Source organism: Nocardia terpenica (assembly GCF_013186535.1).
Classification (GTDB): domain Bacteria; phylum Actinomycetota; class Actinomycetes; order Mycobacteriales; family Mycobacteriaceae; genus Nocardia; species Nocardia terpenica.
Genome location: NZ_JABMCZ010000001.1, coordinates 2,327,295 through 2,352,339, shown reverse-complemented (window position 1 = coordinate 2,352,339; position 25,045 = coordinate 2,327,295). Strand labels below are relative to the sequence as shown.

Annotated in this window: 26 protein-coding genes and 1 pseudogene; 11 read left to right on the top strand and 16 right to left on the bottom strand. The window is 67.2% G+C overall.

The window, feature by feature from the left end:
* The first annotated feature begins 69 nt into the window (after nucleotides 1-69).
* Nucleotides 70-873, top strand: coding sequence for a class I SAM-dependent methyltransferase (locus HPY32_RS10930; protein WP_156674562.1), 804 nt, complete (start codon nucleotides 70-72; stop codon nucleotides 871-873).
* A gap of 803 nt (nucleotides 874-1,676) precedes the next feature.
* Here HPY32_RS10930 and HPY32_RS10925 read toward each other — a convergent pair.
* The 4 genes and pseudogenes from HPY32_RS10925 to HPY32_RS10910 all read right to left on the bottom strand — a co-directional run bounded on the left by HPY32_RS10925 (nucleotide 1,677) and on the right by HPY32_RS10910 (nucleotide 4,233).
* On the bottom strand, nucleotides 1,677-2,282 hold the full coding sequence (locus tag HPY32_RS10925; protein ID WP_067590528.1) for a DUF3159 domain-containing protein: 606 nt from the start codon (nucleotides 2,280-2,282) through the stop codon (nucleotides 1,677-1,679).
* The gene (locus HPY32_RS10920) at nucleotides 2,279-2,608 is read right to left on the bottom strand and encodes a hypothetical protein (protein ID WP_309247512.1); all 330 of its coding nucleotides are present in this window, start codon (nucleotides 2,606-2,608) and stop codon (nucleotides 2,279-2,281) included. The genes HPY32_RS10925 and HPY32_RS10920 overlap by 4 nt, the downstream gene beginning before the upstream one ends.
* A gap of 49 nt (nucleotides 2,609-2,657) precedes the next feature.
* Nucleotides 2,658-2,936: pseudogene (locus tag HPY32_RS10915) on the bottom strand (DJ-1/PfpI family protein); the annotation flags it as partial.
* A gap of 406 nt (nucleotides 2,937-3,342) precedes the next feature.
* Nucleotides 3,343-4,233 (bottom strand): hypothetical protein, encoded by an 891-nt coding sequence (locus tag HPY32_RS10910; RefSeq protein WP_067590529.1) that lies wholly within the window; start codon nucleotides 4,231-4,233, stop codon nucleotides 3,343-3,345.
* 288 nt (nucleotides 4,234-4,521) lie between these two features.
* On the opposite strand from HPY32_RS10910, the gene HPY32_RS10905 reads away from it, so the two are divergent.
* From HPY32_RS10905 to HPY32_RS10895, 3 genes are all read left to right on the top strand, one after another.
* Nucleotides 4,522-5,799, top strand: a complete 1,278-nt coding sequence (locus tag HPY32_RS10905; protein ID WP_156674563.1) for a hypothetical protein — start codon at nucleotides 4,522-4,524, stop codon at nucleotides 5,797-5,799.
* 455 nt (nucleotides 5,800-6,254) lie between these two features.
* Nucleotides 6,255-6,845 (top strand): TetR/AcrR family transcriptional regulator, encoded by a 591-nt coding sequence (locus HPY32_RS10900; protein ID WP_067596007.1) that lies wholly within the window; start codon nucleotides 6,255-6,257, stop codon nucleotides 6,843-6,845.
* 40 nt (nucleotides 6,846-6,885) lie between these two features.
* Nucleotides 6,886-7,506: a dihydrofolate reductase family protein gene (locus HPY32_RS10895; RefSeq protein ID WP_067590531.1), complete on the top strand. Its 621-nt coding sequence runs from the start codon at nucleotides 6,886-6,888 to the stop codon at nucleotides 7,504-7,506.
* On the opposite strand, the gene HPY32_RS10890 is transcribed toward HPY32_RS10895, so the two are convergent.
* From HPY32_RS10890 to mbp1, 9 genes are all read right to left on the bottom strand, one after another.
* Nucleotides 7,483-7,902, bottom strand: a complete 420-nt coding sequence (locus HPY32_RS10890; protein WP_156674564.1) for a hypothetical protein — start codon at nucleotides 7,900-7,902, stop codon at nucleotides 7,483-7,485. The genes HPY32_RS10895 and HPY32_RS10890 overlap by 24 nt on opposite strands.
* 38 nt (nucleotides 7,903-7,940) lie before the next feature.
* Nucleotides 7,941-10,058 (bottom strand): catalase, encoded by a 2,118-nt coding sequence (locus tag HPY32_RS10885; RefSeq protein ID WP_067590535.1) that lies wholly within the window; start codon nucleotides 10,056-10,058, stop codon nucleotides 7,941-7,943.
* A 66-nt stretch (nucleotides 10,059-10,124) separates the two neighbouring features.
* Nucleotides 10,125-10,565, bottom strand: a complete 441-nt coding sequence (locus HPY32_RS10880) for an ATP-binding protein (protein WP_067590542.1) — start codon at nucleotides 10,563-10,565, stop codon at nucleotides 10,125-10,127.
* A gap of 159 nt (nucleotides 10,566-10,724) precedes the next feature.
* Nucleotides 10,725-11,405: a PAS and ANTAR domain-containing protein gene (locus HPY32_RS10875; protein WP_067590545.1), complete on the bottom strand. Its 681-nt coding sequence runs from the start codon at nucleotides 11,403-11,405 to the stop codon at nucleotides 10,725-10,727.
* Nucleotides 11,406-11,467: 62 nt separating this feature from the next.
* Nucleotides 11,468-11,896: an STAS domain-containing protein gene (locus HPY32_RS10870; protein WP_067590548.1), complete on the bottom strand. Its 429-nt coding sequence runs from the start codon at nucleotides 11,894-11,896 to the stop codon at nucleotides 11,468-11,470.
* Between the two features lie 88 nt (nucleotides 11,897-11,984).
* Nucleotides 11,985-12,485, bottom strand: a complete 501-nt coding sequence (locus HPY32_RS10865; protein ID WP_067590553.1) for a DUF6328 family protein — start codon at nucleotides 12,483-12,485, stop codon at nucleotides 11,985-11,987.
* A 242-nt stretch (nucleotides 12,486-12,727) separates the two neighbouring features.
* Nucleotides 12,728-12,937: a hypothetical protein gene (locus tag HPY32_RS10860; protein WP_067590554.1), complete on the bottom strand. Its 210-nt coding sequence runs from the start codon at nucleotides 12,935-12,937 to the stop codon at nucleotides 12,728-12,730.
* Between the two features lie 146 nt (nucleotides 12,938-13,083).
* Nucleotides 13,084-13,653, bottom strand: coding sequence for a hemerythrin domain-containing protein (locus HPY32_RS10855; RefSeq protein ID WP_067590556.1), 570 nt, complete (start codon nucleotides 13,651-13,653; stop codon nucleotides 13,084-13,086).
* 13 nt (nucleotides 13,654-13,666) lie between these two features.
* Nucleotides 13,667-13,912 (bottom strand): microaggregate-binding protein 1, encoded by a 246-nt coding sequence (mbp1, locus tag HPY32_RS10850; protein WP_067590559.1) that lies wholly within the window; start codon nucleotides 13,910-13,912, stop codon nucleotides 13,667-13,669.
* A gap of 158 nt (nucleotides 13,913-14,070) precedes the next feature.
* Here mbp1 and HPY32_RS10845 point away from each other — a divergent pair, with 158 nt between their 5' ends.
* The 3 genes from HPY32_RS10845 to HPY32_RS10835 all read left to right on the top strand — a co-directional run bounded on the left by HPY32_RS10845 (nucleotide 14,071) and on the right by HPY32_RS10835 (nucleotide 15,518).
* The gene (locus HPY32_RS10845; protein WP_067590562.1) at nucleotides 14,071-14,385 is read left to right on the top strand and encodes a hypothetical protein; all 315 of its coding nucleotides are present in this window, start codon (nucleotides 14,071-14,073) and stop codon (nucleotides 14,383-14,385) included.
* A 316-nt stretch (nucleotides 14,386-14,701) separates the two neighbouring features.
* A complete protein-coding gene (locus HPY32_RS10840; protein ID WP_067590568.1) occupies nucleotides 14,702-15,028 on the top strand; it encodes a plasmid stabilization protein in 327 nt (108 codons plus the stop codon).
* Nucleotides 15,029-15,059: 31 nt separating this feature from the next.
* On the top strand, nucleotides 15,060-15,518 hold the full coding sequence (locus HPY32_RS10835) for an SPW repeat protein (protein ID WP_067590569.1): 459 nt from the start codon (nucleotides 15,060-15,062) through the stop codon (nucleotides 15,516-15,518).
* Nucleotides 15,519-15,596: 78 nt separating this feature from the next.
* Here the strand turns inward: HPY32_RS10835 and HPY32_RS43840 are convergent, their stop codons facing one another.
* Nucleotides 15,597-15,812: a hypothetical protein gene (locus tag HPY32_RS43840; RefSeq protein WP_216675905.1), complete on the bottom strand. Its 216-nt coding sequence runs from the start codon at nucleotides 15,810-15,812 to the stop codon at nucleotides 15,597-15,599.
* Between the two features lie 165 nt (nucleotides 15,813-15,977).
* Here HPY32_RS43840 and HPY32_RS10825 point away from each other — a divergent pair, with 165 nt between their 5' ends.
* From HPY32_RS10825 to HPY32_RS10810, 4 genes are all read left to right on the top strand, one after another.
* Complete coding sequence (locus HPY32_RS10825) at nucleotides 15,978-16,334, top strand: hypothetical protein (protein ID WP_156674566.1); 357 nt, start codon at nucleotides 15,978-15,980, stop codon at nucleotides 16,332-16,334.
* A 112-nt stretch (nucleotides 16,335-16,446) separates the two neighbouring features.
* Nucleotides 16,447-17,265: a maleylpyruvate isomerase family mycothiol-dependent enzyme gene (locus HPY32_RS10820; RefSeq protein ID WP_067590571.1), complete on the top strand. Its 819-nt coding sequence runs from the start codon at nucleotides 16,447-16,449 to the stop codon at nucleotides 17,263-17,265.
* Nucleotides 17,266-17,396: 131 nt separating this feature from the next.
* On the top strand, nucleotides 17,397-17,825 hold the full coding sequence (locus tag HPY32_RS10815) for an SSI family serine proteinase inhibitor (RefSeq protein WP_197696549.1): 429 nt from the start codon (nucleotides 17,397-17,399) through the stop codon (nucleotides 17,823-17,825).
* Between the two features lie 7 nt (nucleotides 17,826-17,832).
* Entirely contained in the window at nucleotides 17,833-18,789 is a 957-nt protein-coding gene (locus tag HPY32_RS10810) for an AraC family transcriptional regulator (protein ID WP_067596008.1), read from the top strand.
* A gap of 106 nt (nucleotides 18,790-18,895) precedes the next feature.
* Here the strand turns inward: HPY32_RS10810 and HPY32_RS10805 are convergent, their stop codons facing one another.
* Nucleotides 18,896-20,464 carry an MFS transporter gene (locus HPY32_RS10805; RefSeq protein ID WP_067590575.1) on the bottom strand — a complete coding sequence of 523 codons (1,569 nt, stop codon included), beginning with the start codon at nucleotides 20,462-20,464 and terminating at the stop codon, nucleotides 18,896-18,898.
* A gap of 28 nt (nucleotides 20,465-20,492) precedes the next feature.
* Complete coding sequence (locus HPY32_RS10800; protein WP_231951942.1) at nucleotides 20,493-25,040, bottom strand: non-ribosomal peptide synthetase; 4,548 nt, start codon at nucleotides 25,038-25,040, stop codon at nucleotides 20,493-20,495.
* Between the last annotated feature and the right edge of the window lie 5 nt (nucleotides 25,041-25,045).

The following is a 25,045-nucleotide window of genomic DNA, read 5'->3' as shown; positions in this document are numbered from 1 at the left end:
TGCCTGTCGGTCCTCGGCCTTCCGGCCACTCTCCGCCGCAACGGTTGGTCCGAAGCGAATCCGGACGGAATGAGGGCCGAAATTTGGGAGATCGAGTCGATAGGCGAGATGATCCCGGTACCGTCCGAGTCGCCCATTACCGATATAGAATCGACACGAGCGGCCCTCGCCGAATACTGGCGCAAGGGTTGGCGGGAGCGGGAGTGGATGCGTCTCGTGCCGCTCGCAGCGCATGGCCCGAACGACCCCGGCAACCCATTTTGGGAGGTGATCCGCTTGATGCCTTCCGTCTCCGATATGAACGACCGGGATCGCCGCCCCGCAGTACTGGAATTCCCTCGGTTTCCCCATTGGTCGATGCATCTGCCTCGACCGGACTGGCGAAGCCTGGTCGGCACATTCGCCCACGCCATCCCTTCTCCGGGGGATATAGGCTGGATCGTCGAGCGGCTCTACGGCAAAGGTATTGTCGAGATCGGCGCCGGCAGCGGATACTGGGCATGGCAGCTGGCACGAGCCGGCGTCGATGTGATCGCTTACGATCTGCACGTCGATCCCGATCACCGTAGCCACTTCGGCCGCTTCTATCATCACGTCGAACCAGGCGATGCACGAAAGGCCGCCGAACACCCCGACCGAGCATTGATGCTCGTCTGGCCCACAGACGGCAATGCCTATGCGGCCCGAGCTCTCGACGCATACTCCGGGGAGACACTGATATATGTGGGCTCGGACCGTGGCGGATGCACGGCCGATAGTGAATTTTTCGACCGCCTGGCTCGGGACTGGCGCCGAGTGGGCACAAGCCCGTCCCATTTCACCTGGCTCGGCATTCCGAGCAGAATTTCATTCTGGCGCAGAATATCACGATAGGAGATCCGCATGAGATACGTCAAAACCCTCGCAGGAGTGACTGCCGTCGGCATAGCAGCGTTCGTCGGAGCCACGGGGTTCCCGGTATCGGCCGAAGCACAACCGGCATCGGTGGGATCGTGCAGAAACGGGGAGCAGTCCGCGCTCGCCTCCGGAATGTCCCCCCTCTATCACGAATGCGCCGACGGCCGACAGGTGCAACGCACCTGCGGCAGTGGATTGGTGGCATGGCAATTCGTTCCCCACCGGGTCGAGTGCCGGTTCGTGTCATAACCTGCGGTGTGCGGCGCCCTCCCCCGTCAGCGCGCCGATCGTGTGTGCGGCTCCGAACATAGAACGCACTGCTGAAGGTGACGAACCCGAGGCAGATCAGCAGCACGACCCCGGCGCTCAGGGACCCGGAACGAAACAGTCCCAACGGCAGTAGCGGCAGCCAGCCGCGACTCGGAACCTCGATGACACCCAGCACGAGTGAGAACAATGTGCCGCCGAGGCCGTTGACAACCAACCCATCGACCACCGCGATGGCGACCTCGAGCGTGCGTTCCGGGAATGTCGGCAGAATCGCAAGGGACCCGGGACCGAGCACTCTGGCGCGCACCCATGCCGCTGATTGCGCGATCCGAAGATCAACGCGCCGAGCTGATCTCGGCGTTCATCGCACTAAACGCCGTGCGCGTACCGACGGTTTTCGAATCCGCACTACCGACCGCAGTTAGCGGTCGGCCGTGAGACTGCGAGTTCTGCCGAACCGCGAGATGCGTTGACTTGCAACGATAATCAGCCACCGCACGTCGCCGATGTCAGTGATTGCCGACGTCGGCGGTGTGTCGTTCGCGTGCGACCGTGGTGCGGGCGAGCAGTATGGACAGTGTCGTGATGGCGGCCCATAGCGGCCCCATCAGGATGTGCAGCAGCGCCAGCCAGCCTGCCTGGTTTCCGCGGTACAGACACACTTGCGCGACCAAACTTCCGAAGCTCGCGAGCGCGAGCACTGTTGTCGACGCCGCGTAGAAGCGCCGCGGGGCAGGGCGTGAGCGCCACTCGGGTGGGCCGCCCACGATGGGATTCGCGATCAGACCGGCCAGGGGGCGATCAGCCGCGAGAGACAGCAGGCATGCGGCGGTGGCAACGGCTGGGATCAGCATGGGTAGCAGGAAGAATCCGCGCGCCTGTCCTGTTCCGGCGGCCACTACCGCGGAGGCGGTCGCGAGCAGGGCTCCGCCGACCGCGTGCCGGATATGCCGCCGGGCGTGCAGCCGCCATGCGAGCACGACGGCGGCGGTCACCGTCGCCGCGACGGCAGCGGGCCCAAGACCGGCGATCTGGTTCGCGGCCAGGAAGACGAGGGTCGGCGCCCCGGCCGCCACCGTCGCTGTGGTGGCAGCGATGACGTCGCGTCGTGTCATCGCGTCGGCTCGTCGGCGGTGGGGGTGCGGCGGCGGCCGGTGACTTTCGAGGACGGCAGGCGACCGGCTTGGGAACTGCCGGTGAGGGTATCGCCGTCAAGGGTGACCGCGAAGGTCAGATTCAACCGCATCGGGCTGGTGATGGATTGTTTCCAGCTCAGCCGATCACCGTCGAGGCTGATGTCGGTCAGGGATAAGTCCTCGCCCGCGCCGTGGGCGGTGCCGACCAGCAGCCCCTCCACCGTGCGCAGCTCGATGACCGGGCGCATCGGCCCGATGGGGGTGATGATGGTCAAATCCCAGACACCATCGATTTCGGTGGACACGATCAGCGCTTTCCTTGCTCGTAACGTCTTGGGGGCGTTCAGAAACCGTGGGCTCGGGCCCGTCGGGGCGCCAAGTGATGCCGCGTCGCTCATGCGCGAACAGCGTCTCCACGGCATGGGCGATCCGCGGACCCACGTCGCGCTCCAGCAGATACAGGCCCAGGTCGAGTCCCGAGGTGACCCCGGCCGCGGTGACCAGGGCACCATCGTCGACGACGCGCGCTCGGACGACGTGAGCGCCGGTCGCGTCGAGTAGGTCCAGGCCCAGATGGTGAGTGGTGGCGTGGCGCCCCTGGAGTAGACCGGCCATCGCCAGGACGCAACCTCCCGACGCCCCTCGGCGCTGACCAACTCCACACTGACCACACCCTGCGAGGCGATGCCACCCGCGTGCAGAACCTCGAACGGTGCGATCCGAACGTGCATGCACTGCCTTTCATCAGGACCAGGTGGTTACCGGCCGCGACTCAACGCTAGGAACCAATGCACGCGGCGACGAGAGCCCCGAACGACACAATTCCCACGGGATCTCGCCAACCAGTCACGTACCGATCCTCGAACCGCTTCGGCCCCGACCGCCGCATCCCAAGGCCACGAATCGATTCAGCACACAGCCTCCGAACACGATGGGTGCTCTGACGTGGCCACCGTTCGGCGGGCCATGCGGTGGCGAAGGAGGGAACCACCGCCACGGTGGTTCCCTCCTTTCCCCTCCCGAGTTTGTGGTGCGTGGGTCAGTGGATGCCGATGAGAGCGGTCGCATCCTGCGGGATCATGGTGGCGACTTCCTTCGGGATCATGGTCGTGGCGTCGTGGATCATGTTGCCGATCTGGGCGGGAATGTCCGGGGCGTTCACCGGGGCGGATGCTGGCGTGATGGGTTCGGGCGAGGCCGCCGCCTCGATGGCAGGAGTGGTCTCGACCTGCGCCGCAACGGATTTGGCTTGTGCGGCATCGCGGGAGCGTTGCAGGTTGGCCTGGGAGTCGGCGGTGGCGGCACCGGTGTTGGCTCCGTTCATTTCACCGATGGGCCCGCCGATGGCTCCGCCGATGACTGCACCGACGCCGGCGCCGACAGCCGCACCAGCGGCGGTACCGACGATGGGGCCGTAGACGGTCCCGGCCACGCCGACGATGATGCCGCCGATGACAGCGCCGGGCAGGCATCCGACAACCAGCGCAGGCAAACCGACAAGGCAGCCGAGGCCCATGCCGGTGAGTGCGCCGATGGCGGGGCCTGCGACCAGACCGGCGGCAGCGCCGGTAGCAGCGCCGATCCCGGCACCGATCCCGGCACCGGTGGCGGCGCCGAGGGCGGTGCCGTTGACACCCCCGGTGGCTGCCCCGTCGACGGCGCCGTCACGGACCGCGTCGTCGTGCAGCTGGTTGCGAGCCTGGTCCTGCTCGGCCTGCGACGGCGGGTTGTTCGTCGCATCCGACGTCGTGCGGGGGTTGCCGGGCAGGGCGGTGCGGCCGTCGTCGAGGTTGGTCCACGACGGCGGGGCAACCGGCAGATTCATCGGTGTCGGCACCGGATTCGCCGGTGTCACCGCGGGTGCGTTGTTGATGATGACATCCGCGTTGGCGGTAGCCGCCGGGATGACCAGGGACAAGGCCGCAGCCATACACACGCCACCGGTTGCTACACACATGCTCTTTTTCATCGGGGAAACTCCTCTGGCTGTGCAAATCTTCAGCTATCGGCTTCTATGGGTGCTCACAGATGGCCGATACCGTGAACCGCTGTTCGCGATCTGCCACCTATCCGAACTTCTTCACCTGATGGAAAGCAACTGATAAAGTACACGTTTACGCAGGTCAAAAACGGTTTACTGAGCGTTACAGTGATGAAAGAGGAGTCGATGGAATTAGATAGTGACGCACATCACGCATTGGTGAGGTATCTCGCGGAGGTGCGTCAATCGAGAGGGGCGCCGAGTTTACGAGCAATCTCAGCTCAGACCGTCTACAGCCACACCACGGTCGCGCGGGTCTTCAACCCCGCCGCGCCGCTACCGTCCTGGCCGATCGTCGAGCAGGTGGCCCGATCGCTGCGGGCGGACGAGGAACACGCGCGCCGACTGTGGGACCGCGCGTCCACACCGATCACCGCTGCCCACGGGCCGGGGCAGGGAACGACGGCGGGGGACGCCGAACCACCCCTACCCCCGGTACGGATCATGTTGTTGCTGCTGGGCATGGCGCTGTGCGTGGGCATGATCGTCGTCGCCGTGTCACAAGCCGCCGACACCGGCGAGCCACACGGGGTCGCGGTGACCGACCTGACGCAGATCGTGTTCGGGAGCGGGGCAGCGGGGATCCTGCTGGCGCGCGCATGGCGTTCCCGGCGACGTGGTGACCAGCTCAACACCACCTACTTCGCGCTGCTGGCAGCGGCGGTCACCGCGTGGACCGGCGGACAGATCGCCTGGTTCGTGGCCCGCGCCATCCATCATCAGCCGATCCCCCACGGACATATCCACGACATCGGATATCTCGCGATGCCGGCCTTCGCCGCGGCGGCGCTCTGGATGCGCGCCAGGCGACTCGGAGTCTCCCGCGTGGGCCACGACATCGACAACGCCGCCGCCTATTTCTGTGTGTTCTGCGGGACATACGCGGCGATACTGTGGTTACTCGTGGTCGGCCACCACGACATCGGCTCCCCCGCCACACTCGTGTTCGCCGCCTACCCGGCCACCGACATCACCCTGAGCCTGGCGGCGCTCGTACCCCTGATCTGCGGCCGCAGGATCATCGGCTCGGCCTTCCTGACCACGGCACTACTCGCCGCCGCCGCCTCCGACATGAGCTACCTGCTGCGGAGCACCACGCCCCAGGCCCACGGCTTCCCACCGGCCGCGGGCCTGGGCTACATCGCCTTCACGTCAATCCTCATGGTGTGGGCGCTCATAGCCCACCCACTACCCGCCACAGACCAACCGCCGCGGGTCATCCAACACTGGCCCGCCCACCCCCGCCACATCGTCACCGCCGCCACCGGCATCGCGGCGACCGTAACCACTACCGCCACAGCCCTCACACTTCACCACCGGATACCCACCCCGGTCACAGCAACACTCACCACCCTGACCACCCTCGCAACCCTCACCCTCGCCCTCGCCTACCTCAACAGGGAAACCCACGGCACCGAAACACCGACCACCATGGAGACTCGTTCAGAGGTGTGATTGCAGCCGCCGACTGCAATAGGCTCGATACGACGCCGGTACCCGTGTGTCTGCAACGCGGCGGCATGGGCACGGGCGGCGTCGAGTTCGGCTTGCTGGCGGCACCTTTCCGCAGCGGCACGGTCATCCTCCGTCGGCGGGCGGCGATGAGGAAGGTGCGAACGGTTTCGAGCCGCTCTCGGTAGCCCGGTTCGGCGACCAGGGCTTCGGCGTCGGACAGGCGCGTCCCTTCCCGTAACCAGGCAGTGTCGCGGCTGTTGTGTTCCCAACTGGCGGTGGCCCGTGAGAGGGCGTCGGCTTCCTTCAGGTCCTCGGCGTGCTCGTCGAGCCAAGTACTGCGATCGCCCCATCGGCGCGTGGGCGTTGGTTGCGTCTGGATACTTAACCACTCCACTTGACGTACTTCGTATGAAGTGGTTTGCTTGGCGTACTTCAAGGAAAGAAGGGGGTCCGACATGACCCAGAACCCGGCCCGTCGGGCCGCGCTGCTCGACGGCGCTATCGAGGTTCTTGCCCGGGAGGGGGCGCGCGGGTTGACTCAGCGCGCGGTCGACAAGGAGGTGCGGGTGCCGGTCGGGACCACGTCCAACTACTTTCGCAACCGCGATGATCTCCTTGTTCAGGCCGGTGCGCGCGTCTACGAGCGGCTCAGGCCCGCGGAAGACACGCTCGCCGCGCTGTTCGACCAGGCGCGAGATGCCGCGTCGTACGCCACGATGCTGCGGGACAGCGTCGGCAGGGTCGCCGCTTTCGGGTCGGGGTATCTGGCGATGCTGGAGCTGCGGTTGGAGGCCACCAGACGTCCGGAGTTGCGGACGCTGCTCACCGAGCGGGTCCGCGCCGACATCGATGAGAACATCACCCGCCACGAGGCCGCGGGCCTGCCCGGGGGCGCGACCGCCGTCGCGTTGATGTACCTGGCCATGAACTGGCTGATCGTCGAACAGCTCACCCTCCCAGATGTTTTCACCGACGCCGAGCGCGAGGACCTGGTCACGCAGGCGGTCGAGCGCATCCTCACACCGTTTCCCACCGCCACGCCGTGACATCCCGGTGACACCCCGACCGATCGACGAAAGACCTACTGTGCGCAAGCTCGTGTATTTCATCGCCTCCACCCTCGACGGTTTCATCGCCGGTCCCGACGGCTCCGATCCGTCCGGTCCCGGCGGCTTCTGGACCCCGTCCGAGGACTACCTGCAACACCTCATCCGTCAGTACCCCGAAACCCTGCCCTGCCCGGCCCGCGCCGCTCTCGGTGTCACCGCCGACGGCGACCACTTCGACACCGTTGTCGAAGGCCGCAAGAGCTACGAGGTCGGGCTCGCGGCCGGTGTGACCGACGCCTACCCCCACCTCCGGCACCTGGTCTTCTCCCGGACACTGACCGAAAGCCCGGACCCGGCCGTCGAACTCGTCACCGGTGACCCGGTCGCGACGGTACGGGAGCTGAAACGCGAAGGCGGCAAAGACATCTGGCTCGTCGGCGGCGGAGACCTCGCCGGTGCGCTCTACGACGAGATCGACCGCGTCATCGTCAAGCTCAGCCCACTCACCATCGGCACCGGCATACCCCTCTTCGGACAAACCGCGACCTTCACACCCAACGCCTGGACACTCGCCGACCACACCGTCCTCGACAGCGGAGCGGCCTTCCTCGCCTACGACCGCCACGCCCAGGAGTCACCGGCAGGCGCCGGTGGCTGAGTCGTGGGCGCCGTCGATGGCTGCCTGCCGCTGTTCCGAGGTCAGGACGGGCCAGTCGGGGGTGGTGGGGAAGTTGGCGATGGCGTCGTCGACCGCTCGGTCCACCGCCGCCTGGCCCGAGTCGGTGCGCAGATGATTCATCCGTGGCAGCAGGTCCGCACATGTCTTGCGGCGCAGCTGCGCCGGTGAGATGGCCGACGGGACGGACACCGATCGGGAGCTCTGCGGCGGCACCAGTTCGCCCGGCGTGGTGGGTATGCCGGTGGGCGACAAGGAATGTGAGGTAGTCGGCGCCGGAACCACCTGGTGGTCGCAGCCCGCGAGCAGCAGCACGGCCGCGAGTACCGGCAGCCATTCGGTGACTTCACGGATCCGAGCACGATGCGGCACACCCATATCGACCGCATACCCGGCCACCGGCACCCGAACCGCGTTCAGGCGGGGACGATCGCCGTCCGGCGGTGCCAGATCCGGTGCTGGGACAGGGCTTTCGCGAACAGTTCGACGAACCTCTCCGGTACCCCGTCGCCCGAGGTCGAGGTGACCACCACCCCGTGCTCGCTGACCAGGTCGGTGTCCGTGGGCAGGTGGAAGGTGATGCCCGCGGTGCGCAGGACGGTGAGCCCGGCGCCGACGCCGCCGACCGGCTTGGCGTGCTTGAATGCCTCGAGCACGAAGAACATGGCCGGGCCGGTGCGGATGAGGGTGTCGGCGGCGTCGGGGCCCCCGGCCACGATCACTCCGTCGTAGAGCACCGACGAGACGGTCGGCAGCGATCGCCGCACCGGCAGCGGCTCCTCGGCAGCGGTGAGCGCGGTCACCGATCCGCCGTGCGGTGCAACGACTTCCGGTACGGCGCCGCGGTCGGTGAGCCAGGTCTGGAGGCTGCGCACTGCGGCGGTGTCGGCGCCGTCGGCGGTCAGGATCGCGATCTTGCGGGTCTCGATGGTCTCCGCCGCCTCGGTCAGCTGCGACAGCGCGGGTGAGATCACCGCGCTGGATGTATCGGAATCGGTTGCGGGGGTGGGCATTCCGAGCTCGTTCGCCACCCGCGCCACGAGATCGGGATCGATGCTCTCGAGCCGTTCGAGCACCTTGGCGCGGATGGCCGGGCGTTCCACCTTCCCCAGTTCGAAGGCGAAGGCGGCGACGATATGGTCCGCCTCGGGTTCGGACATGCTGCGCCAGAACATGCGCGGCTGGCTGTAGTACTCCCGGAAGGTTTCGGCGCGCTCGCGAACCGGCGTGCCGTACAACGGTTCCGCGACGTGCCGCATGGTTCCCTCGTCCGCGATCATCGGGCAGCCCCCGCCGATGGTGTTCTTGGTGTAGGCGGCCTCACCGCGCGGAATGGCGTGCTGGCCGTACCCGTCCTGCTGATGGTTGCGCACGTCGGCGACGGGCCGATTGATCGGCAGCTGCGCGAAGTTCGGTCCGCCCAGCCGGATCAGCTGGGTATCGAGATAGGAGAAATTGCGCAGTTGCAGCAGCGGATCGTCGGTGAAGTCGATGCCGGGCACCAGGTTCGCGGTGTGGAAGGCGACCTGCTCGGTCTCGGCGAAGAAGTTGTCGGGATTGCGGTCGAGCACCATGGTTCCGACCGCGCGCACCGGGACCTGTTCCTCGGGAACGAGTTTCGTCGCGTCCAGCAGATCGAAGTCGAACCCGAACTCCTGGTCCTCGGGAATCAACTGCACGCCGAGTTCCCATTCCGGGAACTGGCCCGCCTCGATGCAGTCCCACAGATCGCGCCGATTGAAGTCCGGATCGTGCCCCGCGATCTGCTGGCACTCGTCCCAGAGCAGGGAATGCACACCGAGTTTCGGCTTCCAGTGGAACTTCACGAAGGTGGCCGCACCGGAACGGTCGAGGAAGCGGAAGGTGTGCACCCCGAACCCCTGCATCATCCGGAAGCTGCGCGGCAGCGCGCGATCCGACATCAGCCACATGATGGCGTGCAGGGTCTCCGGCTGCTCGCCCACGAAGTCCCACAGGGTGTCGTGCGCGGAGGCGGCCTGCGGAATCTCGTTGTGCGGCTCGGGTTTCACCGCGTGCACGAAGTCGGGAAACTTGATGCCGTCCTGGATGAAGAACACCGGGAAGTTGTTGCCGACCAGATCGTAATTGCCTTCGGCGGTATAGAACTTGGTGGCGAACCCGCGCACGTCGCGCACCGTGTCCGCCGAGCCGCGCGACCCGGCGACGGTGGAGAAGCGCACGAACACAGGAGTTTCCACGCTCGGATCGGTGAGAAACCTTGCGGTGGTGTACCGATCGAGCCAGCTGTCGTACGGCCGGAAGTGCCCGTAGGCGCCCGCGCCGCGTGCGTGCACCACGCGCTCGGGAATCCGCTCGTGGTCGAAGTGGGTGATCTTCTCCCGCGCATGGAAGTCCTCGAGCAGGGTGGGTCCGCGCTCTCCCACCTTCAGCGCGTCGTCGGTGCTGGGCACCCGAACGCCCTGCTGAGTGGTCAGGCGCCCGGCCCGGCGGTCGACCCGATACGAATCCAGTTGTCGCTGCTTGTCATTCGATGCGCCGGCTGCGCCATCCATGCGGGCTCCTCCTAGCCTGACGGGAACACGGTGGTCTCCGCACCGCCTTACCCGCCCGCTCGGTGTCTACACCTGCTCCGCACCCCGTAGTCGGCGGAGCCGCACCACCACGGGGTATCCGCCCAGCGCGTCGTCGAACGCGCTGAGCTCGGTTTCCATGGAATCTGTCAAGGTCTCCAGCAAACTGCGCCCGAAAGCGTTACCATCCCAGGCGCCATTCGATCGGAGCACCGATTCGACCCGCACCATCACCTGACGTGTGTCGTACCGGAAGCTGCAGTCGACACTCGCGTCCGGCGTCGCGGACAGAATCATGGTGGTCGCCACCTCGTCCAGCGCGACGCGCAGGTCGACCACCACATCGAGGGTGAAGTCCGCTTGCAGCATGATGGTTTCGGTGACCGCCCGCAGCATGGACAACTGCTCCAGCCGCGCCGGGACACGCACATCCAGTTCACCGGACCGTGACTGCCACGCTGATTCGGCTTCCTCGATGAACCTGTCCATACCCCCATGGTGCAACATCCCGATCTCGGACAACCTACAGCGCCCGGATCGGTCACTGTGCGACGGCGTCTGCATCACACACACCACCGTTCGATGCCTTCGCGTGTCTCCGTTTCGTTGGTCGGCTACCCAGCGGAGCAGCGCCGAAACAGGCTGGATTCAATCACCCGCTATCCGTTCGTGCACTGTGAGCAGCAGGTGATCGAAACGCGTCCGGAGCGTCGTGGCGTCCCCGGCGAACCCGCGCAGCTCGGTCACCAGCTGCGCGGCCAGCGCGCGCAGCTTGGTGTTCGTCTCCTGTGACCGCCAGGTCAGCACCCGGAAGGCCTGGTCCGCATCGATGCTGTAGATCAGCATCAACGCGCCCTTGGCCTGCTCGATGACGGCGCGGGAGGCGTAGAGTTCCGGCAGCGTCTCCTCCAGCGCCTCCTGCCGCTCGTCGGCCATCGCGGCGGTCACATCGATGTAGTACCCCGAGGTCCCCACCACCTCACCGCGCTCGTCGGTGAGGTGGTCGCCCACGACGATGACCTCGTGAACCTCGCCTCCCGTGTCCACGATCCGGTGGCGGCTGGAGAAGGGCTCCCCATTCTCGAGGGAACGCTCGAGAATCGAGGCGACCTGCTCGCGGTCCTCGGGATGCTTGTGCGCCAGCAACAGGTCGGTGGTGGGACGGACCTCGCCGGGCCGATGCCCGTGCATCAGCGCCACCTCGTCGGACCATTCCCACCGCTGGTCAGCGAACCAGAAACGGAATGCGCCGAACCGGAGCGGTGCGCCCGCGGCGAACACCTTCTCGACTGCGAGCGAATCGTCCGGGAACGCGCTCGAACCTTTCATCACGACAGAATTATGCGCTAACCGGGTCGGGACGCGAGTCGAACGGCGATACCTCTCGAAAATTACTGCGCCACAGCGCTTCCCCGACTCTGCGGCCGGCTCGCCAGGGTGCGGTGCGCCCGCGTGCGAGCACCGGTGACCTGCAGGACCCGCTCGATCTCGCGGTGGCCCGCGAGCAGGTGGGCCTCGACACCGACGCGCCGGGCCTCCTCCATCGCCTCGACCAGCGCGAGGGCATTACGCAAGCTCAGGAATCGTGTCCGGCGCAGATCGACCACGACGGTCGGCGCGCTGCCCTCGATGGCCTCCGACAGCGCACCCCGAAATGTTTCGAGGTTGATGATGTCGAGTTCGCCGTCCACGTAGACCACCAGGCAGTCCGGTGCGTCGACGCTACGGGTGTAATGACCGCCGACGGTGCGCCGAAGGTGATGATCGGTGGCCGGAACTTCATCGGTGAGCCGACCGGGAATGACGGAGATGGTTGACATGACAGTCCTCACGAAGGGGGCGGCTGCTGTCTCAACCTCTCCCCAGTCTGTCACTTCACGGCTGCGACAGCTACCCCCGCCCGGCGCGTCAGGGTTGGTGTTCGGGTCGCTGTCGCCACGGGTGCACCAGCCAGACCCACACGAACAGGCAGGCCGCGACGGTTCCCACGACGCTCGCGGGGACGGCACCGGCGACGGTGTCGAAGATCAGGAAAGCGACGCCGGTGAGGGCGAGACCGAGCAGTCCCAGCCCCGCCAGGGCGTAGCGGTGGGCCGCGATGACGACCTTCGCGATGCGATGGCGGCGAAACAGCATGCGGTGCGCGGCGACCGGCGCGATCAGGCATACGGTCGCGCCGATCGAGGCGGCGACGACGCCGAGGTACAGCCAGCGCATCGGCTGCGACAGCGTGGTGAACCGGGCCTGGAACGGCAGCGTCAGCAGGAACCCGGTGAGCAGTTGCACGCCGGTCTGCACCACGCGCAGCTCCTGCATCAGGCTGTTCCAATTGCGGTCCAGCCGTTCGGTCTCGGTCTCGGCGCGGCCGTCGTCGCCGTAACCCGACCCGGGTCGCTCTGCGGCGGGCATGGCCGCACCTCCCTGCCCTCGGCTCGCATACCCGTGTTTCAGCGCGGGTGTGCCGGGAACTGCCGAATTATCCTACCCGCCCGCACAGCGGAGCTCACATGATCATCCTGGGCATCACGCACTATTACTGATTCGGACTTTCACCGATCAGAGAAGTAATTCGATTATTCCGACGGGCGGCATAGCGAAGACGAGCCGGGCCGGGTGGAAATCCCACCCGGCCCGGCGATCGTCGAGCGTGGTCACTGTTTGCCGCGACCTCCGTGGCTGTGCTGGCCACCCGCGCTCTTGGCCTCGGTGGGCTGCGCCTTGGCGCCCTTGCGGCCCGCCTCGTGCGGGTCGGCCCCCTGCTCGGAGCCGAAGCTGCCGCTGCTGGCCTTGCCTCCCTTGCTGGCTTGCTCGCTGGTGTCCGGACGGTTGCCGAACTGACCCGGGTTCTCGGGATCGGGCATGGCGAAAACTCTTTCAGGATCGTGGTTTTCGAGCGTGGCGCGAACTGGATGCCGCCCACATTCCAGCCCTACCCGGCCTCCCCCGAGGTATTCGGCCAGCTAGCGGAAGGGCCGGTGACGTCGTTGGCTACCGGCCCGTTCGGCTGTCAGGCGTCGCCGCTTCGACGACGCCAGTCGCGAACGGCGTCGCGAATGCGGTCGAAGACCGCCAGCGGCGGGCCGACCAACAGGTTGGCCGTCGCGGATTCGCCGACACCGGGATGGGGCCGCGTCGGCGCGAGCGCCTCGGCGAAGCGGACCACATTCGCCAGACGGACCCGTTCGTCCACGGAGGCGTGGACGAGCAGCTGGCCGAACTCCTCCTTCTCCTCCATTTCCGCGTGCTCGACGACCTTTTCGGCGAAGGCACGGAAACTGGCGTCGAATTCGGAGTGGTCGACGCCCATTTCGGCGAGGCGGGCCAGCACCTGCTTGGCGTCCTCCTCCTCGTGCAGTCGGCCCTCGACGATCTCGCCGGCGACCGAATGACGGCGGGCCGCGGGGTGCACGACCTCTTCCTCGGCGCTCTCGTGAACCGCGAGCAGCCGCACCAACTCGTCGAAGTTGCGCTGCTTGTCGGCCCCGCTGGCGGTGCGCACCGATTCCAGGGCGTTCTTGATCTGACCGTGCTGCGCGAGCAGCAGATCGATCACATCGGTATCGTTTCGGTCTGCCATGACCACGCGCCCCCTACTGTTTCTGCTGGTTGCGCTGGCGTGCTTCCTGGGCCGCGGCCTCCGCCCGCTCCTTCTCGGCCTCGGCCTCCTTCTTGGCGGCCTCACGCTGGGCCTCGGCCTTCTCTTGCTGGGTGCGGCCCTCCTCGCGCAGGTCCTCGTTGCCGAAGACGGTGCCCGAGGCTTCCTTGGCCTTACCCTTGACGTCCTCGACCAGGCCCTCGGCGCCTTCTCGGATGCCGCTCTTCTCGTGTTCGGACATGGGATATACCTCCCGAATCGATATGCAGGGACGTCCCGGACCTACCCGCGAGTTCGAGGCCGAAACAGCGACCATCGCAGCCTGTTTCGTCGCACTGTTTGATGACGGGCGGACCGGGCATTCGGGCGGGGAATGATGCCCCTGCGGAGGAGAAGCTCATGACGTGCCGCTTGTTCGTCACGATCGCCGCCGTGTGTTCGACGGTTCTGCTCGGAGCCTGCGATCAAGCCGAGGAAGTCGTCAACAAGGGTGGCAATACGCCGTGCAGCGAATTCATCGCGCAGGACGACAACACCCAGCACATCACCGTCCGCAAATATCTCGAGCAGGACACCAAGGTCACCCCCGCGCCGAACGACGACCAGGTCAACGCGTCCATCGCGGCCATCACCCTGATGTGTCGGGCCCAGGCCAATCCGAACACCCCGATCCGCGATGCCGACCTCACCGGGATCCTGGTGCCGAAGAAGTGAGTGCGGCCGGGTCGAGCGCCTTCTCCTCGTCGAGAAGCACGTCATCGTCGACGCTGCTCCACCCGGCCGTACATCCGGGACCGGCATACCTGTGTCGAAATGAACTCCTGCACTTCGGTTTTCGTGCCCGGGCCACGGCATGCCCCGCGGGGACCCACCGACGCCGGTGCCACGATCGTCGGATACCACCGCATTGCGCGGGTAACCGCCCGGCAGGGCACCGGGCTCGACCCGTTCCCGGCCCCGCACGGAGGCGCCTATCGCGTTTGCCGGTGCCCGAGCCGGGTATCGCGACGCGGTAGAGAGGAGGTTCGTCATGCCGAAGGAATGGACCGACAAGCAGGAACGGCAATACAAACACATCAAGGACTCCGCCCAGGAGCGCGGCGAAAAGACCGGGCGGGCAAAGGAGATCGCCGCGCGCACGGTCAACAAGAATCGCGCGCAGGCCGGGCAGTCCAAGACCGCCAGCCGCACCTCGGTGCGAGACAAGTCGCCGCAGCAGCGCGGCGGGCAGCGGTCCCACAGCGGCAGCCAGGGCCCGACCCGCGATCAGCTCTACAACGAGGCCAAACAGCGCAACATCAAGGGACGCTCGGGCATGAGCAAGGCGCAACTCGCCCACGCCCTCGGCAAGGATTGAGAACGGAGAAGAGAAAGGAAGGCGAAACACTATGTCCGACTACACTACTCAGCCTTCGGCGGGTGACCCGCGGGGGACTCGGGAACTACACGACCACCGGCTCGGCAATGCCCCGGCGACCACGGTCGACGGCCTGGTCCTGCTCGCCGGTCTGTTCACCGCCATCACACCCTGGGTATTCGATGATTTCGCCCTCGCACCCCGCCTGGTCATAGGCAATCTGATCCTCGGGATCGCGGTCGCCATCATCGGCCTGGTACTGACAACGGTCCCCGCCCGCGGCTACGCGCTCAGCTGGGTACTGATCCCGATCGGCGTCTGGGAGATCCTCTCCCCCTGGATTGTCCGCCAGCACCCCGACGGCGTCATCTGGACCAACGTCATCATGGGCGCGATCATGACCTTCCTGGGCCTGGCCGCAGCGGGCCTGCTCGTCTCGGCCGCAACCGAACTCCGCCACCGCGGCCACCCCCTCGCAACCAGCCACTGACCGCCCCAACAACCGCACAGCCGCCACCGCGGACACCGACATCCGGTTCGCGGTGGCGAGCCGCTTCTCCCCTGGCCGTCAGCGGATGTTCGCCGTATACATTGGGAAATACGTCGGATCAGCCTCATGGACCTCGATGCCGATCGTTCGCTCGCTGCCGATTTGGATGGCGCCGGGTGGATCGAATTCGCCGTCCTGGCTGTCGTAGAAGCTGATGTATTCGCCCGGGTTCGCGGTCGCGAGAGCCGTATAGGTGTTGCCCTCGCTGAAGATCGGTGAATTCCCTGGCGCCACAGCGAAATTGGTGATCGCCGCAGGGGCGCTGGGTATGGTCCGCTCTCGGCCAGGTCCAGTGCCCGTTCGCGCGCGGTCGCGGCGGCGAGCGGTGACGGCGCGGCGAAGTGGACCCGGTTGCTGCCGCACGTGGTGCAGGACAGTCAGCTGTCGACATGTTCGGCTATGGTCGCGATCGCGGTCATCGCCGCCGGGCACGACTCCCGCGAGGAGACCGATCCCGGGTTCACCGCGCACGCGCTGCACTACCGCGGCCAGCCATTGCGCCGTGCTTGTCCAGTCCGCATGCGGCGGCCACGCCGTGTCCGCAGGCCAGTCGTCCAGTCGCTGATATCGCACCCCGACCACCGCCGCAGCCAGGCCGCGACCGGCCAGCAGTGCGCCGTGGGGACCGTAGAACTCGCGTGGCCGCCTGCCGGGGCGGGCGGGACCGTGCACGAGTATCACCGCTGGCAACGGTTCCACCGCGTCCGCCGGTCGGTAGACATCGAAATCGTCCTGCCGCTGCATCTCGATGCGTGAGTCGCCCATGCTCGACAGTATTCCCGGCATGCTCGTGGACGCTCCTCGGCGTCACCCGTGTGGCCGGAAAATCGTTGGCGTTGGTACCGCCTTCGTTGGTCTACTGACGATCATGATTCCGCTCGATACTCGGCCATTGTTTCCGCTCGAGCGGCGGGCGCTGCTCGAGTTGCTGCGGTCGCTGGATTCGGCGGACTGGGTCAGGCCGACGGTGTGTCCGGGCTGGACCGTGCATGATGTGGCCGCTCACGTCCTCAATGACTACCTGCGGCGGATCTCCGGCAGCCGAGATCGGTACGGCGGTGCGGTATTCGACGACGGCGAGACCCTGCCCGTTTATCTGGCGCGGGTCAATGATGAATTCGTGCGCGCGATGGGGCAATGCAGCCCACGCCTGCTCGTCGATCTGCTCGATCATCTGGGGCCGCAGCTCGATACCGTCTGGGCCGCAACCGATCTCGCCGGGCCCGCGCACCTGGACGTGTCGTGGGCCGGGCCCGGCGCCAGTCCGGCGTGGCTCGATATCGCCCGCGACTACACCGAATTCTGGGTCCATCAGCAGCAGATCCGGGACGCGGTGTCGCGTCCGGGCGCCGACGAGGTGGTCTTGATGCGGCCGGTGCTGGTCGCGTTCCTGCACGCGCTGCCGGTCGCCCTGCATGACCGAATTCGACCGCGCGGCACCGAGGTTCGGGTCGAGATCACCGGTCCGGCGGGCGGGCGCTGGACCGCCGTCTCCGACGGGGCGAACTGGGACCTGACCGACGCGGCCGCCACCGAACCGGCCGCGACCGTGCGAACCGACCCGGACACGTTCTGGCGGTTGGCCACCCGCGGCATCACCATCGACGACGCTCGCCGACGCTGCGAACTGGACGGCGACCCAGAACTCACCGAATCAATGACGACGCTGCTGGCCGTGGTGGCCTGAGCCGGTGGGGTTGCCGCTGGTTAGGACCAAGCGACACAGCCCGAAACGCCTCGGTCGGCGGAGGTGGTCGACGGGCCTCGGGTTATGATGTCCGATGGCGGACCGACGATCAGCAGGAACTGGAGTACACGGTGTTACGTACTGTCGCATTCGCATTCGTTGTGGCCGCCGGTGCTGCGGGATTCGCCGCCGGCATCGCCGCCGCCGATCCGTCGCAGCCGGTATTCACCGACAACTTGACGGTGACGGTGGGCCACAGTGGAAATCGCGATGGGCTGTACGAGCTGAAGTGCCACCCGGCCGGAGGCACCTATCCCGATGCGGCCGCCGTCTGCGACCGATTGGACCAGCTGGCCGCCGAGATGCATCGCGGTTCGAGCAATCCCTTTACGCCCGTGGCGCCGCGGGCGGTATGCACCCGAATAGACGGCGGACCGGCCACCGCCCATATTGTCGGCACCTGGCTGGGCCAGCCGCTCGACACCACCGTCAATCGGACCGACGGATGCCAGATCTCGCGCTGGGACCGGCTGGTGCCGTTGTTGCCGCGCATTGCCTAGGATGCCGATGAACGACGGAGTCGATCTGGTCGAGTCCGCGACGACACACACGGTCGCTCCGAATGAACGCACCGACTACTGGGCCGAGTTGATTCAATCGCACCATCGTCGGCGTATCGGTCACGCATTCCCGCGCCGACGAGACTTCCACGGGCGCACCGCACTTCGGCGCACCGCCAAATATCAGATCATCGGCTGGCGAGCGGATGCGGTCACCTATTACCGCACTCCGGGACAGGTGCGCACCGATTCCGACGACGACTACCGCCTCATGCTGCCCACGACCGGCCGCGTCGCGATCTGGCAGCCCGATCGGCCCGCGGCCCTGACGCCCGGCATCGGCTGCCTGGTGACCATCGATCGACCGTTCGCCTTCAGCCAGATCGATGGCACCGCGGGACTGACCATGACCATTCCCCGCGGCGAGATCGATCATCGCCTCGGCCACAGGCAACCGGCGGGGCTACTGAATTTCAAATCGGGTATGGGACGGGTGATCTCGGATCTCGCCACCGGTCTGATCGCCGAACGAGACACCCTCACCCACCAGCAATTCGACGCGATCGCCGAACGACTGGTCGACCTGCTGTGCATGCATATTCTCGGCGACCAGCCCACCGAACCGCATCATCTACATGCCGTGGAATCCGCCGTCCGCCACTATATTCGGCAACATGCCGACGATCCCGAACTGGTCGGCGCCGATGTGGCCCGCGCGCTCGGCTGGTCGCTGCGCCAGGTGCAACTCGCCCTTCAGCACGGCGGCACCACACCCCGCGAACTCATCAAAGAGGAACGCCTGCAACTCGCCCGTGCCCGCCTGCAAAACCCCACCTACCGCCACCAGTCCATCGCAGCCCTCGCCCTGGACCTGGGTTTCGGCTCCGCCAGCACCTTCAGCACCGCCTTCCGCCGCCGCTTCGGCGTCACCCCCCGCGATATCCGCCACGGAACACCAGGCTGATCGCGGGTCTCCACGATCGTGGCCATCGACCGTGGAGACCCGCACCGGCGACAGCCGTCCCCTCGGCGGCTGCGGCCGGTTGCCATGGGGGCCGGTGTCGGCGCGATCAGTCCCGGACTCCGGTGACGGCCGAGGACGCCGGGTCGTCCGCCTCGTCGGCGGCGGGCGCCTCGGCGGGCAGCCAGAACAGCGACGCCACCACCGTGACCGCGGTGATGCCCGCGACGACAAGGCAATCGGTGTGGAAGCCGTGCAGGAAGCTCGACTGCGCGGTGTCGGTGAGCGTTTTCGCCAGGGCCGCACGGCCGCTGTCGGCCAGGGCTCCGGCCTCGGTGAGGGCGTTGCCGAGTGAGTCCCGGGCATTGGCGAGCGAGTCGTGGGGCAGGCCCGGCACCGCCGATTCGATGAGCCGGTGGGTGTACAGGGACTGGAACAGGCTGCCGATGACCGCGATGCCGAGCGTGCCGCCCAGCAGCCGGGTGGCGTCGTTGAGCGCCGATCCCACGCTGGCCTTCGCGGCGGGCACCACGCCCATGATCGCGTTGGTGGCCGGAACCGCCACACTGCCCAGCCCCATTCCGATGAGGGTCATCTGCGCGGCGAGGATCGGATAGCTCGTGCCCGCGGTCTCCACGGTGAACCAGGCGTACACGACGGCCAGCAGACCCAACCCGCCCGCGACGATGACCCTGGTGCCCCACATCAGGGCCAGCCGCCCGCCGAGCACCGAACCCAACACCATGCCGATCGCCACCGGAATCAACCGGAAGCCGGTCTGCATCGGCGTATACAGCTTCAGGAACTGGAGATACTGGGTGGCCAGGAAGGTGAAGCCGTACAGGGTGAAGAAGGCTATCGTCATCGCACCGCAGGCCGCCGAGAATCGCCCATTGCGGAACAATCCCACGTCGAGCATCGGGCTGGTCGCCTTGGTCTCGCGCACGATGAGCGCCGCGAAAAGTACTGCGGCCGCGGCGAATCCGAGGAGCGTGTACCCGCTCTCCCAGCCGCGCCGCGGCGCCTCGATGAGCGTGTACACCAGCGCGCCGGTGGACAGGCAGGACAGCACCAGGCCGCTGCGGTCCAGCGGCGGCGTCTGCGGGTCCCGCGAGGTCGGGACGATCGTGGCGCTCAGCACCAGGCACACCAGGCCGATCGGCGCCATCACGATGAACACGCTGCCCCACCAATAGTATTGCAGCAGAACACCACTGATGACCGGGCCGAGCACGATGCCGACCCCGGAGACCGCACCCCAGATGCCGATCGCGGCGGCCCGCGCGCGCCGCTCGACGAACACGCTGGTGAGGATCGACAGCGTCGCGGGATAGATCAGCGCCGACCCGATACCCATCACCGCACGCGCCGCGATCAATTCGGCGGTCGTCCGGCTGAACGCGCCGAGCCCGGAGGCCACGGCGAACAGCCCCAGGCCCCACAGCAGGGCGCCGCGGCGCCCGAACCGGTCGCTGAGGCTACCCGCGGCCAGGACCAGCGCCGCGAACGTGAGGTTGTAGGCGTCGGCGATCCACTGGAGTTCCCTTGTGCTGGAATGCAACTGCTCGACGAGGCTCGGTAGCGCCACGTTCACGATCATCGCGTCCATATTGATGACCAAGACGCAGACGCAGAGAACGGCGAGAACGAGATTCGGTGATCGGACAGGTATGTTCATGCTCCACTTTCCGGATGGGGAATCGGTGTCAAGGGACGAGCGCCCCGGACGGCTGTGCCGCGTACCGGGCCAGGGCATGCAGGGCCGCGTTCCAGTGGTCGATCAGGTCCTGCACGCGAGCGGAATCCAGGACGGCGGTGTGGAATCCGAACGTGACGCACAGGCGAGAGCCGTCCGGCGTATCGACCACGGCCGCATTGATGTCGAGTGCCAGCGTCACGGGGGTATCGGGATCGCGTCGGCCGCCGCTGGATTCGGCCACCGGTGTCCAGCCGCGTCCGTTGTGACCGTCCGCCGCGTCGTGAGACCCGAACCGGCCCAGGTAGTTGAACCCGACCTGAGGGACCGGGTACGACGCCAGTTCCGGTGCCGTCCGCGGGTTGCGGTACCGCAGCAGCCCGTACCCGCTGCCGTTGTGCGGTAGCCGCCGCATCCGGGCGTGCACCGCCTCGACCGCGTCGGCGATCACCTCCACCGGCGGCCGGTTCCGGTCGATGCCCGAAAGATCCAGGCGAACCGGGAAATTCGTCGCCAGCCAGCCCACGGTCCGGGACAGGTCGGCGCCGGGCGCCAGCTCCTCGTCGCGGCCGTGACCGGTCAGCGATACCAGCATCGACGGGTCCGCGGACGTACCCGCGTCGCGCCAGCCGATCACCGCGACCGCCAACGCCGCCAGCAGGCCGTCGACGGCCCGGCCCGGCAATCGGAGGAGTACCGCCTCGGTGACATCCGGTGCGGCCCAGGCGGTGACGTCCGCGATATCGCGGGCGACGTCGACGGCGGGATCGCAGCGGCGGCTGCCGATCAGCGGATCGGGTCGGCCCAGTTCGGTTCGCCACCAGGGCAGTTCATCGACGATCGGGTCGGTGTCGGCGCACGCCGTCAGGGCGTGCGTCCAGCGCCGCACCGAGGTTCCCGCCGCGGGCAGAATCGGGGGAAGCCCCTGCGCTGCCCGGCCGGACGCGATCGCTATGTCGTGTGCGAGTATCCGCCAGGAGACGCCGTCCACCACCAGGTGATGGGCGATCATGACCAGCCGGTCGTCCGAGTCGGCGGCGCGGAACCACAGGAATTGCAGCATGATTCCGTTTCGGGGGTCCAATCTGGCAGTGGCCGTGTCGATTTCGTGCGTCAGCAGCCGCGGCCGGTCCGGGGAGTCGTAGGCCGCGTCATGGTCCACCTCGTGGACGAGGCCGTCGAGGCCGACCGAGAGTTCCGGCTCGATGCGCAGGCACCAGGCCGCGCCGGTACCGGGCACCAGCCGGGCCCGGAGCGCGTCGTGGGTGGCGATGACCGTGTCGAGCGTGGCCAGCACGACCGCGCGCGTGGTGCCGCGCGGAAGACGGAAGGTCAGCCACTGCGCGAATTGCGGATAGCCGTGACCATCGGCGAAGAACGACGCGGACAGCGGCAGCAGCGGCACGTCCCCGAGGCCGCCACCCGGGAACTCCGCCAGGCCGGTGCGCCCCGAGTCGTCGGGCACGGCGACCGCGGCCAGCTCGCCGACCGTGCGGAATTCGAAGAGCTGGCGCGGGTGCACCAGCAGCCCGCGGGCCTTGGCCCGGGAGACGACCTGCATGGATCCGATGCTGTCGCCGCCGAGGGTGAAGAAGTTGTCGTCGAGACCGACCCGGTCTACCCCCAATACCTCGGCGAAAACCGCGGCCAGGGCCTGTTCCTCGGGCGTTCGCGGCGCTCGGTACTCGGCCGCGGTGAACACCGGGTCCGGCAGGGCGCGGCGATCGAGTTTGCCATTGGCGGTCAACGGTAAACGGTCAAGGACGACCATCGCCGCCGGAACCATGTACTCCGGCAATCGAATTCCGGTGAACCGCCGCAGCTCTGCGGTGTCGTCGAGCGTCCGCCCTTCCGCGGCAACGACATACGCGACCAGCTGGCGCTGATCGGTGCCGTTCCGACCGCGGGCGACGACGACGGCCCGGGCGACGTCGGGATGGGTTTCCAGAACCGTTTCGATCTCCCCGGGTTCGATCCGGAATCCACGGACCTTCACCTGATCGTCGGCCCGACCGGCATATCGCAATAACCCATCACCACCCCACCGCGCCAAATCACCCGTCCGATACATCCGCCCACCCGCCGAGCCGAATGGATCGGCCACAAACCGCGAAGCCGTCAAACCTCCACGGCCCCGATACCCGCGAGCGACCCCCGCACCGGCGATATACAACTCACCCACCACACCAACCGGAACCGGCAGCAGACCCGGGCCGAGCACGTAGACCTGTTCGCCACCCAGCCCCCGCCCGATCGGAACCGACATATCCGTGGCACTCCACGATTCGCTGTCGGTGAGCGTGTATTCCGTTGAGGCGACGGTGGTTTCGGTCGGTCCGTAGCCATTGACGACGACCACGCCGGGAATCGCCGCCTGCACCCGCCGCGCCAGCGACAACGGTAAATCCTCGCCGATGAATACGACGGTGTCGGCCTCGAGGGAACCCTGCGCGTGCTCCAGAATCTCGGCGAAAACCGATGGCACCGTGCTGATCACACCGCCGGACCAGCCGCAAGGCTCGCCGAGCCGCAAAGCGTCCTGGGCCAGTTCGAGGGTCCCACCGGTGCACAGCGCGCCGAAGATCTCGAGGACCGACACATCGAAGCTCACCGAAGTGCTTGCCAGCACCCGGTTTCCGGCGGCGACGCGCAGACGCGTGGCCACCTGCGCGACGAACGCGACGGCATTGCCGTGCTCGACGGCGACCCCCTTCGGCCGTCCCGTCGAGCCCGAGGTGTAGATGACGTAGGCCAGATTTCCCGGCGACAGGCCGATAACCATATCGTTCGCGGTATCGGCGATGGGCCGGTCGAGCAGCAGTTCCGGAATCGGCGTGCGCGGCAGCGTCTGTCGCACCGAGGAATCGGTGATCAGCAGCGCCGGTGCCGCGTCGGTGAGAACGAATTCCAGGCGCTGGCTGGGATATTTCGGGTCGATCGGCAGATACGCCCCACCGGCGCGGTGAACGGCCAGCAGCGCCACCACCAGATCCACCGAGCGCGGAAGCGCCACGGCCACTACCGATTCGATGCCGATGCCCAACCCGCGCAATGCTCCGGCCAGCCGCTCGACCCGGTCGTCGAGTTCGGTATAGGTCAGCTCCGTATCCCCGTCGACCACGGCGAGCGTCTCAGGTGAGCGAACAACCTGCGCCGCGAACAGATCGGCCAGCGTCGTCACCGGCAACTCGGCAGCCGTATCGTTCCAGCGGCGCAGGAGTTCTCGTTCCCGGGTGGTTCGCACATCCATCCGGCCGACGATCCGGTCCGGATCGGCGGCCGCGGCCCGGATCACCGCCTCGAACCGCTGGGCAAGCGCCTCGATGGTGGGGCGGTCGAACAGGTCTGTCGCGTACTCGATGCTGCCCTCCACGACCCGCCCGTCCCGGAACCCTTCGATCAGATCGACGGTCAGGTCGAACTTGGCGGTGCCGGTCGAGACCAGCTCCGCGGTCCCGGTCAGGTCGGGCAGATCCAGCCGCGGCCGCGGATTGTTGTGCCAGGCGAGCATGACCTGAAACAGCGGCGTATACGCCGTCGACCGCTCCGGATTGAGCAGTTCCACCAGCCGTTCGAACGGCGCGTCCTGATTATCGTAGGCCGCCAACGCCTTTCCCCGAACCCGCTCCAACACCGTTGCGAACGACGGATTCCCGGACAGATCGACGCGCAGCACCCAGGTGTTCACGAAGAAGCCGACCAGATCGACCAGCTCGTCCTCGGTGCGTCCGGAAATCGGTGCGCCGAGCGGGATGTCGTCGCCCGCGCCGAGCTGGTACAGCACGACCGCGAAGGCGGCCTGCCACACCATGGCCACGGTCGTGCCGCGGATCCGGGCCAGGTCCTCGGCCGCGGCGGTGAGGCCGGGGTCGAGGACGAAGGCGACGGTGTCGCCGCGATGCGACGGTGTCTGCGGGCGGGGCCGGTCCAGCGGCAGCTGCAATGGTTGCGGCACGCCCGCCAGTTCCTCGCGCCAGTAACGGAATTGGCGGGAGAGCACACTCGTCGGGTCCGTCTCCGAGCCGAGCAGGTCCTGCTGCCAGAGGGTGTAGTCGGCATACTGGACGGGCAGGTCCGGCCACGCCGGAGCGCCCCCGACCAGCCGTGCGGTGTAGGCGGCGGAGACATCGCGGGCCAGCGCGGCCATCGACCAGCCGTCGGCCGCAATGTGATGCAGCAGCACCAGTACCGCGAACGCATCGGATCCCATGCGGTACAGCCACACTCGGATCGGGATCTCGGCGGTCAGGTCGAATTCGTATCGGGCACAGGCCGCGAGCTCGCCGTCCAGGTCCGCCGACGATACCTCCGCCTCGGCCATCGGTACCTCGACCGAGCCCGCCGGGAGTATTCGCGCATGCGGGCCGTCGGCGTCCTCCTGCACGACGGTCCGCAAAATCTCGTGTCGCGCCACCACATCCGCCAGCGCGCCGCGCAGGGCCCGGACCTGCAATCGGCCCGTCAATCGCAGCACCAGCGGAATGTTGTACGTCGACGACGAGCCCTCGAATCGGTCCAGGAACCACAGCCGACGCTGGGCGAACGACAGGGGAATCATCGCGC

Bases quoted from the DNA above. Each gene is read 5' to 3' on its own strand.
- HPY32_RS10930 (WP_156674562.1), top strand. From the start codon at position 70: ATGAGGGCCGAAATTTGGGAGATCGAGTCGATAGGCGAGATGATCCCG.
- HPY32_RS10925 (WP_067590528.1), bottom strand. From the start codon at position 2,282: ATGACACGACGCGACGTCATCGCTGCCACCACAGCGACGGTGGCGGCC.
- HPY32_RS10910 (WP_067590529.1), bottom strand. From the start codon at position 4,233: ATGGCTGCGGCCTTGTCCCTGGTCATCCCGGCGGCTACCGCCAACGCG.
- HPY32_RS10900 (WP_067596007.1), top strand. From the start codon at position 6,255: ATGACCCAGAACCCGGCCCGTCGGGCCGCGCTGCTCGACGGCGCTATC.
- HPY32_RS10890 (WP_156674564.1), bottom strand. From the start codon at position 7,902: ATGGGTGTGCCGCATCGTGCTCGGATCCGTGAAGTCACCGAATGGCTG.
- HPY32_RS10885 (WP_067590535.1), bottom strand. From the start codon at position 10,058: ATGGATGGCGCAGCCGGCGCATCGAATGACAAGCAGCGACAACTGGAT.
- HPY32_RS10880 (WP_067590542.1), bottom strand. From the start codon at position 10,565: ATGGACAGGTTCATCGAGGAAGCCGAATCAGCGTGGCAGTCACGGTCC.
- HPY32_RS10875 (WP_067590545.1), bottom strand. From the start codon at position 11,405: ATGAAAGGTTCGAGCGCGTTCCCGGACGATTCGCTCGCAGTCGAGAAG.
- HPY32_RS10870 (WP_067590548.1), bottom strand. From the start codon at position 11,896: ATGTCAACCATCTCCGTCATTCCCGGTCGGCTCACCGATGAAGTTCCG.
- HPY32_RS10865 (WP_067590553.1), bottom strand. From the start codon at position 12,485: ATGCCCGCCGCAGAGCGACCCGGGTCGGGTTACGGCGACGACGGCCGC.
- HPY32_RS10860 (WP_067590554.1), bottom strand. From the start codon at position 12,937: ATGCCCGATCCCGAGAACCCGGGTCAGTTCGGCAACCGTCCGGACACC.
- HPY32_RS10855 (WP_067590556.1), bottom strand. From the start codon at position 13,653: ATGGCAGACCGAAACGATACCGATGTGATCGATCTGCTGCTCGCGCAG.
- mbp1 (WP_067590559.1), bottom strand. From the start codon at position 13,912: ATGTCCGAACACGAGAAGAGCGGCATCCGAGAAGGCGCCGAGGGCCTG.
- HPY32_RS10845 (WP_067590562.1), top strand. From the start codon at position 14,071: ATGACGTGCCGCTTGTTCGTCACGATCGCCGCCGTGTGTTCGACGGTT.
- HPY32_RS10840 (WP_067590568.1), top strand. From the start codon at position 14,702: ATGCCGAAGGAATGGACCGACAAGCAGGAACGGCAATACAAACACATC.
- HPY32_RS10835 (WP_067590569.1), top strand. From the start codon at position 15,060: ATGTCCGACTACACTACTCAGCCTTCGGCGGGTGACCCGCGGGGGACT.
- HPY32_RS10825 (WP_156674566.1), top strand. From the start codon at position 15,978: ATGGTCGCGATCGCGGTCATCGCCGCCGGGCACGACTCCCGCGAGGAG.
- HPY32_RS10820 (WP_067590571.1), top strand. From the start codon at position 16,447: ATGATTCCGCTCGATACTCGGCCATTGTTTCCGCTCGAGCGGCGGGCG.
- HPY32_RS10810 (WP_067596008.1), top strand. From the start codon at position 17,833: ATGAACGACGGAGTCGATCTGGTCGAGTCCGCGACGACACACACGGTC.
- HPY32_RS10805 (WP_067590575.1), bottom strand. From the start codon at position 20,464: ATGAACATACCTGTCCGATCACCGAATCTCGTTCTCGCCGTTCTCTGC.
- HPY32_RS10800 (WP_231951942.1), bottom strand. From the start codon at position 25,040: ATGATTCCCCTGTCGTTCGCCCAGCGTCGGCTGTGGTTCCTGGACCGA.